14 protein-coding genes are annotated in these 9,107 nt (G+C 33.2%); 8 read left to right on the top strand and 6 right to left on the bottom strand.

The annotated features are described in order from the left end of the window. Nucleotides 1–27: 27 nt before the first annotated feature. The 5 genes from N0M92_RS25835 to N0M92_RS25815 form a co-directional block, all read right to left on the bottom strand. Nucleotides 28–285 carry a hypothetical protein gene (locus N0M92_RS25835; RefSeq protein ID WP_260288488.1) on the bottom strand — a complete coding sequence of 86 codons (258 nt, stop codon included), beginning with the start codon at nucleotides 283–285 and terminating at the stop codon, nucleotides 28–30. 2 nt (nucleotides 286–287) lie between these two features. Beyond that, on the bottom strand, nucleotides 288–1,316 hold the full coding sequence (locus N0M92_RS25830) for a ParM/StbA family protein (protein WP_260288487.1): 1,029 nt from the start codon (nucleotides 1,314–1,316) through the stop codon (nucleotides 288–290). A gap of 118 nt (nucleotides 1,317–1,434) precedes the next feature. Beyond that, nucleotides 1,435–2,364: a tyrosine-type recombinase/integrase gene (locus N0M92_RS25825; RefSeq protein ID WP_260288486.1), complete on the bottom strand. Its 930-nt coding sequence runs from the start codon at nucleotides 2,362–2,364 to the stop codon at nucleotides 1,435–1,437. Between the two features lie 675 nt (nucleotides 2,365–3,039). Further along, complete coding sequence (locus N0M92_RS25820) at nucleotides 3,040–4,260, bottom strand: hypothetical protein (RefSeq protein ID WP_260288485.1); 1,221 nt, start codon at nucleotides 4,258–4,260, stop codon at nucleotides 3,040–3,042. A gap of 316 nt (nucleotides 4,261–4,576) precedes the next feature. Then, entirely contained in the window at nucleotides 4,577–4,822 is a 246-nt protein-coding gene (locus tag N0M92_RS25815; protein WP_260288484.1) for a helix-turn-helix domain-containing protein, read from the bottom strand. A gap of 177 nt (nucleotides 4,823–4,999) precedes the next feature. On the opposite strand from N0M92_RS25815, the gene N0M92_RS25810 reads away from it, so the two are divergent. From N0M92_RS25810 to N0M92_RS25800, 3 genes are all read left to right on the top strand, one after another. After that, on the top strand, nucleotides 5,000–6,112 hold the full coding sequence (locus N0M92_RS25810) for an AimR family lysis-lysogeny pheromone receptor (RefSeq protein WP_260288483.1): 1,113 nt from the start codon (nucleotides 5,000–5,002) through the stop codon (nucleotides 6,110–6,112). A 208-nt stretch (nucleotides 6,113–6,320) separates the two neighbouring features. Beyond that, complete coding sequence (locus N0M92_RS25805; RefSeq protein ID WP_260288482.1) at nucleotides 6,321–6,479, top strand: hypothetical protein; 159 nt, start codon at nucleotides 6,321–6,323, stop codon at nucleotides 6,477–6,479. Nucleotides 6,480–6,587: 108 nt separating this feature from the next. Further along, nucleotides 6,588–6,791: a hypothetical protein gene (locus N0M92_RS25800; protein ID WP_260288481.1), complete on the top strand. Its 204-nt coding sequence runs from the start codon at nucleotides 6,588–6,590 to the stop codon at nucleotides 6,789–6,791. 11 nt (nucleotides 6,792–6,802) lie between these two features. Here N0M92_RS25800 and N0M92_RS25795 read toward each other — a convergent pair whose 3' ends face one another. Further along, entirely contained in the window at nucleotides 6,803–7,201 is a 399-nt protein-coding gene (locus tag N0M92_RS25795) for a helix-turn-helix domain-containing protein (RefSeq protein ID WP_260288480.1), read from the bottom strand. A 393-nt stretch (nucleotides 7,202–7,594) separates the two neighbouring features. On the opposite strand from N0M92_RS25795, the gene N0M92_RS25790 reads away from it, so the two are divergent. Genes N0M92_RS25790 through N0M92_RS25775 form a run of 5 tightly spaced genes read left to right on the top strand, consistent with a single transcriptional unit; the run spans nucleotide 7,595 to nucleotide 9,052 of the window. Beyond that, the gene (locus N0M92_RS25790) at nucleotides 7,595–7,792 is read left to right on the top strand and encodes a helix-turn-helix transcriptional regulator (RefSeq protein WP_260288479.1); all 198 of its coding nucleotides are present in this window, start codon (nucleotides 7,595–7,597) and stop codon (nucleotides 7,790–7,792) included. A 58-nt stretch (nucleotides 7,793–7,850) separates the two neighbouring features. Further along, on the top strand, nucleotides 7,851–8,096 hold the full coding sequence (locus N0M92_RS25785; RefSeq protein WP_260288478.1) for a helix-turn-helix domain-containing protein: 246 nt from the start codon (nucleotides 7,851–7,853) through the stop codon (nucleotides 8,094–8,096). Further along, on the top strand, nucleotides 8,093–8,431 hold the full coding sequence (locus N0M92_RS25780) for a hypothetical protein (protein WP_260288519.1): 339 nt from the start codon (nucleotides 8,093–8,095) through the stop codon (nucleotides 8,429–8,431). Before N0M92_RS25785 ends, N0M92_RS25780 begins: the two co-directional genes overlap by 4 nt. After that, nucleotides 8,364–8,519, top strand: a complete 156-nt coding sequence (locus tag N0M92_RS29545; protein ID WP_397443925.1) for a DUF6906 family protein — start codon at nucleotides 8,364–8,366, stop codon at nucleotides 8,517–8,519. Before N0M92_RS25780 ends, N0M92_RS29545 begins: the two co-directional genes overlap by 68 nt. Further along, on the top strand, nucleotides 8,513–9,052 hold the full coding sequence (locus N0M92_RS25775; RefSeq protein WP_260288477.1) for a hypothetical protein: 540 nt from the start codon (nucleotides 8,513–8,515) through the stop codon (nucleotides 9,050–9,052). Before N0M92_RS29545 ends, N0M92_RS25775 begins: the two co-directional genes overlap by 7 nt. The last annotated feature ends 55 nt before the right edge of the window (nucleotides 9,053–9,107 follow it).

The raw sequence follows: 9,107 nt of genomic DNA, 5'->3' as shown, positions 1-9,107 counted from the left end.
ATACTCAAATAAATCTCCATCCCTTATTTAAAATGAACCATCTTTTGGCAATCCCTTTGGACGCTGTTTCTTTATTTCTTCTTTCGGATTGTCTTGCTTATTCGTAGAAAGTCCTGGAGAAGTATTAACTGTTATAACACCGTCACCATTGGATGCTTGTAAATAAAACCGAATAGCATTCCTTACAAGTTCGGCTTTACGAGCTCTAGGGAGCTCTTTAAGCCAAACCGCAATGTCTTTATCGATTTCGTCATCGTAAGGTAATTGATAAATTTTATCAGCCATCTTTATTCTCCTTTCAAAAATTCACCATAACGGTAAAACCCGTCTGCATTGGCAGTTTGGCTATCCTTAACTGATTCAGCATCTTCTATTAGTTGCTTTAACTTTTGACCTAAACTAGAAGCACCGCCGCCTGTAATTAGAATCTTATCGAATGCCTCCCAGTTTTTCCAAAGCTGAGTAATACTATTTTTCACATCCATAGCTACCTCTTCAAGCGCTGCTTCTTTAATGTCTGAAATATCAACTGCTGCACGTTGAGATAACTTAAAACTAGACGAACTAAACTGGTGTTCTACATTTTGAGGAGTAACATTGAAGCTTGGATGCTGCTTCTTAATATGTTTCACTACAGTTTTATAGACATCGAACATTCCGACAGAAATAGATTGTGTACCATCTTCAAGACGTCTTAACTCATTAATATGATCCAAATCAGTTGTACCGGTTCCTAAGTCGATTATCCCAATATTAGCAGTCTCATAAGAATCATTTTCAACAAACCCTTTTTCATCTAAATAAAGTGACATAACAGTTCCAACTGGTTGAGGTAGAACAACCACTTTACTGACTTTTATTATCTTATCTTCACCATTTACCTTAATTAAATGTGAGCCAGTTAATGTTCTTTTAATATCATCTTCTACACTGGTACCTTTTTCTTCTGAGGGAACACCAGTAATAACCCATACATTTTCTATTACATCCATTTCCAGTGAAGATAATGCTTCAACTAGAGCAAATTGATTGAGAAGGGCGTAATATTTTTGTTTGTACCGGTCTTGACTGCCATAAGTTGAAAGTAATTTTTTTGATTTAATGACATCGGGGCCCCAAACATATACTTCGCCTTTTGCGTGATTACTTTCATATTCTTTAACGTTCAGTGATTTTCCGACAAGCCCTTCCCCTAAATCCTCACGACGAGCGATATAAGAAGGTAATATAACTTGATTTGTTGCAGTACGTGCTTTAACCCATCCGTTTCCGTGATCTAGACCGACAATGATTGGAGCAGATTCTTTATTTGACATGTTTGACTCCCCTTTATATTGAAGTTTTATGTAAAACTTTACTACTTAATTCAATAATAAAGGATAATATATACAAAATCAACAATAAATATTGAGTTTTTATATAAAACATCAATATTTATTGTTGAGGTATTGAATATAAATAAGACTTATATCTACGTAAAGAAAAGGCATTTTTAAATCCAAATAGCTTCACCACATCTTCGTCTGATCTTCCAGACTTCAAAGCATCAAGGATACATGAATTCCGAAGATTAATAGCTGTTATCCTTCGTAAGCCAGCCAGGTAAACTTCCGATTGGATTATATGTTGGATTGAGCGAATTGATAAACGACTAGGCATGCCCCTCTGATAATCAAATCTATAGGTTGAGTTGCTGTTATAGAAAGCTACAAAAAGAGGATCTCTGGTCCTATAGCGTGGTCGTAACGGTTCGGGAACACTATTAAAATACCTCAATATAACGGCGATATGCTCACTAGATACATGAATTGTTCTTTTATTCAACGTTATAACACTTTGAGCAAAGTTAATATCATTCATATCTATAAAATGTATTTCTGCAGGTGATAGGCCGTATTTACATATTAAATAGATAATAGATATATTCCTATCTATTAATCTATTGCGCGTTTCAAGGCCTGTCCCAGGGGCCGTATAGGAGGTGTTTTGCATACTAGAAAGGAGTTTGTTCATTTCCTGTTTTGTAACGAAGTCAGTTTCGGTTAAATCGCGTTTATTAGGTCCTGAAGGATGTATTTGATTTATTGACATATTAATCCCTAAATAGGTAAAAAAACGATTCAGTACAACGCGTAAGCGCCTAACAGTATCATCTGAATAGTTAAGGCTTGATATGTAGTCCATGTATTGAGCTAGATCCGTTATGGATAGATTTTGTATAGATTCTAAGTTAGATTGTATCTTATTATCTTCTATCCAAGTGAAAAATTGGCGTAAATCAGCGCTATAACGTTTAACACTGGACACTTTGAGCCCTTCGTTAGTTAATTCCATTAAAAAGTCTCCAACTACATCTGGAAGCATTTTCATTCCTCCTAATATATAATTTCACGCAATCAATTAGTTAATTATATTTCACACAGACATTAACAGCAAAAATAACATTTAAGCTGCTATATGAATTTTAGTGTTTAATCTACACTGTTTGATTGCGTGAAATTATTGTTTTTAATTTGGTTGTTCTTTAGTGGTTTGAAAAAAGAAGCATAGCTGACATATTCATTTAAAAAGGACAATGCTAATTGTATAAGATCAAAATAAGTAAATAATCATAAAAGATAAAATAACTCAATAAAGATAAAAGAGATTCAATAAAGATAAGCAGTTATTGAAAATATGATGTGGTGCTTACTTAGACAAGGAGTTCACAACAATTTCAAGTAAACTACAATTTTATTATCAACAAATCTCACAAGACAACAACCGTTTTAATCATATAGTCAGTAATCAACTACCAGTCATTATTCTATTTAGTGGACAACTATCATAATTTATCTAATTTAGTAGACATCTACCGATTGAGGGAAACGGTAGACTTATAACCATAAAGAGATTAATAGGAATGAATTTTACACAAAAAAAGGCGAATACTCATAAAAGGAGCATCGCCCTAAAATTCACTATAAAAAAATGCAGCAAAAATACCCTTCTAAAAATGGATATTTTTTACAAGGGTGATAAAACTATTTTTTTTAAAAATTAAGCTAGAAGCGCTTTTTTGTGGATACGGTATTTTTCCCAGATTGCGGGAATAGGTGCTTCAGCTTGATGATAAAACGTTTCAATATCAATATATAAGTTGTTATCGTCTAAGAATTGAATGACATATTCTTGAAGCTTTACATTAATAAAAGCTCCAACAGATTTAATTTTGTTTCCTTTACGCAAAAAGTCTTCCAGTTGTTCTAATGCATGTTGCATTGAATCTCTAAGCAATTTCGTTTTTTGTTTTTTACTCTTGATGAATTGCGCTATCTCTTTCACCGATCCCTTATAAGCTGCTCTTATTCCAATTCTATCTTTTTGGAAAATAGGTAGTTTTAATAGTCTGAGACGGTAATCCGCGTCTTTATAAGCTTTTGTTGTTTCTTCATTATGTGCTTCTTTTTCAATGATGCAGCCTGGCTTAATATGTATTTCGTATTTACGGACCCAAATCTGCGTTACAGACTTTCTTACTCGCGTTATAACATCAAGTCGAGGTTTTCTTTCTTCTAGATCAATAGGTTTAAAAGTGAAAATAGGGGAAAGAACCTCTAGAACTTCTCTTACACGCTTAGAGCTGCTTTTACCTAATTTATCTTTTAAGGTGCTTGTTTTCCGTTCGGTTTTATAATCAGAAGCAAATGCTTTCTCGCCTCGTAATTTTTGACGGAAATCATTTAGAATTTCAAGCATAAGTATAATTCCACGCGGAGACTTTTTACTGACAAGGCTTGCCAGTACTGTTGTTTGAATCAAATCAAATGGAACAGTAAAGTAATTTAGCTTTTTATCTGGGTTACCAGATTCTTCACGGGATAAATTATTCGCTGCATAACCTACTATTTCATATTGATTCTTCTTATCTGTTTCTCGTTCAATAATTAGGCCACGATCGAGAAGTTGGTTTATGCCATTTGCTCCAGTTGCGGTTGGGATATTTAATTCTTTTGAAAGGGCAGACACATGAAAGTCTGCATCGAGGAGGCCAGCACTGCTACATTTTGAATGTAAACCTACATATATAGCTACTGCGGAGGCATCAAGGCCTTTGTTGTGGCCAAGTGAAGTATAATTGTACACTTCTTCTCTAATTTGATTTAAAGCGTACTGGAAGAATTTAAAACCATGGATCTTGAATTTCTTTTTTTCAATAGACTTTTGTTGCGAGTACGATGGTCTTTCAGACACAAAAAAACCAGAGTTACTATTAGTCATTTAAATACACCTCTCTCGTAAATACGACAAAGATATGACCAAAGGCACCCCAGGGTAAGTTAAAAAGTTCAAATGATTTTCTAATAATTGCACTTGCACATTATATTAGTACGGTTTATACTAATATTAATTGATTTACCTATGGCGAATAGGATTTCGGGGGCCTCTACTGTTGACGCAGTAGGGTCTTTTCTTTGTATATTTAATTGTTTTTGTAAAATGAATTTTTAAAATTAATCCTATAATGCATTATAAATAAAATAATCGCTTCATGCAACATCTTTATTTATTTAAGGCCATCCTTTGGATGGCCTTTTTATATTTCCTCTATATATTCAAGTATGTCATTAGGAGTAAAATTATATTGAATATCCTTTTCTTTAGCTATTTTATTAAGTGTTTCCAGAATTGAAACTAGCGTATTAAAAGTAATCCTATCATTCTTGTTATTAATAAGGTCATAAATAGTATTGGAACGAATTCTACTTTCAACAGAAAATCGATTCGGAGTAATCTGTATCCGTTCCAAAGCTTCATTGAGTTTAATCTTTATTGTAGCCATCAACAGACACCTTTCGGAAAGGAACGCCCTTTTTTTAACCTAATATATCATAATACTAGCCATATTTAACCATTATTTTTAAATTTCATAAAATTTCCTTTGCTATAAAATGAAAAGATAGTAAAATAACATCATCAAGAGTTGAACGCTTGACGTTGAATAAAAAGGGGGGGAAAGATGGATAAAGTTTTGGAGGAAATTAAAAACGATTTAAAAAAAGGGGATATTGAACAAAAAGTAATCGCGTCCAAAATGTCAACAACCTCAGGAAATCTTACACATAAACTGTCAGGTAAAAATGACATGTCATTTTTACAATTTTATATTTTAGTTAGCACCATTTATGATGATAAAAATATAATTCAGCGAATGATTAAGGTATTCATTCAACATACGAAAAAAAATGAAAATATAAAGGATTGCTTGGAATGGTCCTTCCAAAATGGTGAGAACGAAATTTTCGAAATTGCTCTAGATAAAGTCGATAAAGAAACGGCCAACGTATATGAATTGTTGATGCTCCGGAATAAGAAAAAAATCGATGGGCCAGAACTATTAGAAAAAGTCGAAATGATGAAAATAGGAAAAGTAAAACAAAAGGATATGGAGGTCATGCTGCAAATTATTTCATTATACGCCTGGTACGATACGCAAAATTATAATTTAAACTCTGTTTATGCCAGTTTTACATTGAAACGGATTGCATTATTAAAAGATGGATTTTTAAAAGATGCCTATAAAGCCAGAGTTATGGAAATTACAGCAAGTGCAAATTTTAAAAGTGATCAGGTTGAATTGGCTAAAGGTTTGGCTGAAAAATTAATCCAAGAAATAGACAAGGATGTGTTTCCATTAATTGTTAATTCTATGTATAACCTTCTCGCAGAAATTCATGTGTTCTCAGACCCAAGAAAAAGCATTGAGTACAACAGAAAAGCGTTGAATATGTTCGAGGGATTAAAATTTGGAAGTTACCAATATAGAGAGCATTCTTTAAAGGCAACTCACGATTTTATTAAAATAACAAATAACATATTTGATGGATTATATTTAAATGATCGTGCAGAGGCAGCTCACTATTGGGCTAAACAAACCGACAGGGGAAGTAAAAAGAAAGCTCTATCCATTTTGGAGGAAATTGAGAATAATAAAACTCTTTCTCCTATGCAGCTGTATTATCGATATTTGGCAACGGGAAATAGAAGAGATTTGGAAGTTGCAAGAAAAGAATTTTACATAAAAGGAGAATTCTTTTATTGTCAATTATTCGAAAATGCAGATAATTATTAAACGAATATGTATATCCTTCATTATTCAATATGATATATAACTATAGGCATATCTGTTTATATTGTTATTTGGAATTGGTAGTATAAAAGGACTAAATAACCCTCTAAAATTTACCTTTTAAGTATTTTAAAAGAAAACATAGACAAATTGTGACATGAAGGTATAATAATATATATATATCGCATGAAGCGTTATAGGAGGGTGAAAAATGAAAAAGTTGAAAAGGGTTTTTACATCTTCTTTGTTTGCTGCCACATTAATTATTGGGGCTGGCGGCGCAGGAGCATCTGCAATTGATGTTGAGCATCAAGTTGCAAAGGACAATGGGATTGTAACATTTAAGAAAGACCCAGGAACATTGGGTTAATGAGAAAAGACATCTTCCTTGTACTAGGTTGATGTCTTTCTTCATGTAAAGGGTAATTTAGTAAATTTGCATTTTTTAAAAAAACTAAATCGGCGCAGGGGGCACTTGATGAAACAGGCAGTGAATGAAAAAGAAAGATTAAATAATGTAATCAAAGAGTTGGTCCAAACCAAGGGTATTCAATTAAACCATACTAATTTAGATAAAATTGAGATTCAATCCTTACTTTTAGACTTAGAAGGAAAAGTAAGTCCAGAGCTAATTAGTGGCATTATGGAAGTCACAACAAAAGAATACAGGCAATCCTCATAAAGGGTCGCCTGTTAGTTCTTTCCTTTATTTAAATAGCTTTCAATAAGATCAGCAATTTCAGACGCTTGTGTATCACTTAAAGGGTCACCTTTCCAAGTGATTTCAGTTTTATCTAGCATTTTTTTCTGAAATAATTCCGATAGTTCTTCAGTTGTTTCTTGGTTTATGTTATCTGAATTTAGCATTAAATAATCAACATTGGTTTGTAAGTATGAAGCCAATTGAGTAAGCATTTTACTTAATGGTACTCTTGAACCTAATTCCCAACTGGAATAAGTGGAGCGAGGCAAGTTCAAAGCTTTACACGTTTCATCTATGGTATATCCCCGTTCTTTTCGTAAACTTCGAAGTCTGTGGCCAAACTTAGTTCTGAATTCTTGAGTATGACTATAATTTTTTTCTTTCTCCATAAACAATCCCAGTCCCTTAGTTATATATTTTTAGATCCAACGATATGTAGTCTTTCGTTATGTAATTATTTATTGTACTTATTTGTTCTTTAAAATATGTAGGTACTTGCAATACATTTGCTTAAGAACACTTTAATGGTTTTGCTTGATATCAAATTGATTGAAAAAACTTTGCAGTAACTTAACTTAACCTAATTTAACTTACTATAAAGGTATATATGTCTATCCCATATATGGTATATTATCGTTTATAAAGTCGCTCTATGCAACATTTTTAAGGTGAAAACCAAAAAATGTTTATTTATTTATTGCAAATATCGCCTCATGCGTTTATTATTAAGTTATGTTTAATGGTCGCATATAGCAACTAAGGGAGGTTTAGGAAATTAATGTATGAGTGATTTCATAGGTAGAAGGAAGTTAAGAGAGTCTAGAATAAAAAAGAACTACACTCAATATTATGTTGCGGAAGCTGTGGGAATTTCCCGTAACTTTTACAACCAAGTGGAAAAAGGAAAGAGAAATCCGAGACTAGATACAGCATTTAAAATCAGTGACCTGTTAGAGGTTGATGTAAATGAATGGAGATAGTCTATTTTTTTTACTCTTTAATATCGCATCATGCGTTGTTTAGGGGAGGAGATTTAGTATGAAGATAGACCATTGGAAACCACAATTTAATGACTTGGAAAGAAACAAGCGTAAAGAATTTGGGGAAAATTTTAAAAAAAATAGAATAGAAAATGGATTCTCCATAGAAGAAATAGCAAAAATCCTTTTTATATCAGAGGATATGGTTCTTCGTATTGAAAGAGGAATTGTATCACCGGATTCTCCAAATTTACAAGAAAAGCTAAATAGAATACAGAATAGAAAGTCCCTTATCATTTCATGAGACAAGAAAAGAAATGGCCTAAGTTTATTGAACTTCAATATTACGATGAAAGTTCTGGAGGGATTAAGGGTTTCAGTGGCTTCATGAATAATTCGGAAATGATGTTGGAGGTTCTTTATCGCTATCGGATAACAGAGCCAAATCTTTTAAGGTGGGTTGTACAGGACATAAAGGACCCATCCAAGGAGGTTAAAGTTCTGAACAGCGAAGCTATTTCAAAGATGTTTGTACTTTATGATTTGCATAGAAAGGAGATTGAAGAAAAAAATGAAAAACGGGAAACGTCTAACAAGAAAACAAAAGGAACTGATCCAGGAGGCAAAGTTAAATCCTAGCGATTGGTTAATAGCTAAAAACCTTCCTAACGAATTGCACTTAGTACATAGAGAATGCAGCAAGACAACAAAAGTGATTTCATGTTAAATACAGACACAATCATGGATATCCATTGTGCAGAAGAACGAATCAACATCTATATCGCCCTGGAGGATATAAATTATGAATGGTCGAAGGTGAGTATCCTTCAAGTATTGGATTTATGGAATGCAGGTTTCTCATTGAATTATATTAGCGAAGAAGTTCAGAGGGAATACGACGAGGTAGCTTTACTCATCATGGACTTAGATGATTATTTATTTCATCCACGAAGCAGAAATGTTCAACTATCCGAACCATTAAAAAACTTGTCCCCTAGATACTACGGGAATAAAAGGAACTTTTTTAAAAACATCGATGAGGAATATCTGGTATTTACAAACATTGGGGATGAGGTCATTTGGAATGAACGTGACGTAATCATGTTTGAAAGCCTCTGGAATACTGGATATTCTATCGAAACCATTGCTGCTGACGTTAAGAGAACTGAATTTGAAGTGATATTACTTGTTATAGACCGGTGCAGACTCCATCGCATTAAACCACGAGAATCGGGTCTAGGTGGTCATGAAAACCATTAGTTTTGTGTAGCGCTATAACACATAATTTCACGCCATATTATAGAAGAAACTCGTC

It is taken from the genome of Peribacillus aracenensis (genome assembly GCF_025175645.1).
GTDB classification, from domain to species: Bacteria; Bacillota; Bacilli; order Bacillales; family DSM-1321; genus Peribacillus; species Peribacillus aracenensis.
Note: the sequence above shows the minus strand (reverse complement) of the source record. Positions and strands in the feature narration are given on the sequence as shown.

What these genes read in the sequence shown, in the direction of transcription:
- N0M92_RS25835 (WP_260288488.1), bottom strand. Translation starts at nt 285, where the DNA reads ATGGCTGATAAAATTTATCAATTACCTTACGATGACGAAATCGATAAA.
- N0M92_RS25790 (WP_260288479.1), top strand. Translation starts at nt 7,595, where the DNA reads ATGAGTGATTTCATAGGTAGAAGGAAGTTAAGAGAGTCTAGAATAAAA.
- N0M92_RS25810 (WP_260288483.1), top strand. Translation starts at nt 5,000, where the DNA reads ATGGATAAAGTTTTGGAGGAAATTAAAAACGATTTAAAAAAAGGGGAT.
- N0M92_RS25825 (WP_260288486.1), bottom strand. Translation starts at nt 2,364, where the DNA reads ATGCTTCCAGATGTAGTTGGAGACTTTTTAATGGAATTAACTAACGAA.
- N0M92_RS25805 (WP_260288482.1), top strand. Translation starts at nt 6,321, where the DNA reads ATGAAAAAGTTGAAAAGGGTTTTTACATCTTCTTTGTTTGCTGCCACA.
- N0M92_RS25800 (WP_260288481.1), top strand. Translation starts at nt 6,588, where the DNA reads ATGAAACAGGCAGTGAATGAAAAAGAAAGATTAAATAATGTAATCAAA.
- N0M92_RS25775 (WP_260288477.1), top strand. Translation starts at nt 8,513, where the DNA reads ATGTTAAATACAGACACAATCATGGATATCCATTGTGCAGAAGAACGA.
- N0M92_RS25780 (WP_260288519.1), top strand. Translation starts at nt 8,093, where the DNA reads ATGAGACAAGAAAAGAAATGGCCTAAGTTTATTGAACTTCAATATTAC.
- N0M92_RS25795 (WP_260288480.1), bottom strand. Translation starts at nt 7,201, where the DNA reads ATGGAGAAAGAAAAAAATTATAGTCATACTCAAGAATTCAGAACTAAG.
- N0M92_RS29545 (WP_397443925.1), top strand. Translation starts at nt 8,364, where the DNA reads ATGAAAAACGGGAAACGTCTAACAAGAAAACAAAAGGAACTGATCCAG.
- N0M92_RS25820 (WP_260288485.1), bottom strand. Translation starts at nt 4,260, where the DNA reads ATGACTAATAGTAACTCTGGTTTTTTTGTGTCTGAAAGACCATCGTAC.
- N0M92_RS25830 (WP_260288487.1), bottom strand. Translation starts at nt 1,316, where the DNA reads ATGTCAAATAAAGAATCTGCTCCAATCATTGTCGGTCTAGATCACGGA.
- N0M92_RS25785 (WP_260288478.1), top strand. Translation starts at nt 7,851, where the DNA reads ATGAAGATAGACCATTGGAAACCACAATTTAATGACTTGGAAAGAAAC.
- N0M92_RS25815 (WP_260288484.1), bottom strand. Translation starts at nt 4,822, where the DNA reads ATGGCTACAATAAAGATTAAACTCAATGAAGCTTTGGAACGGATACAG.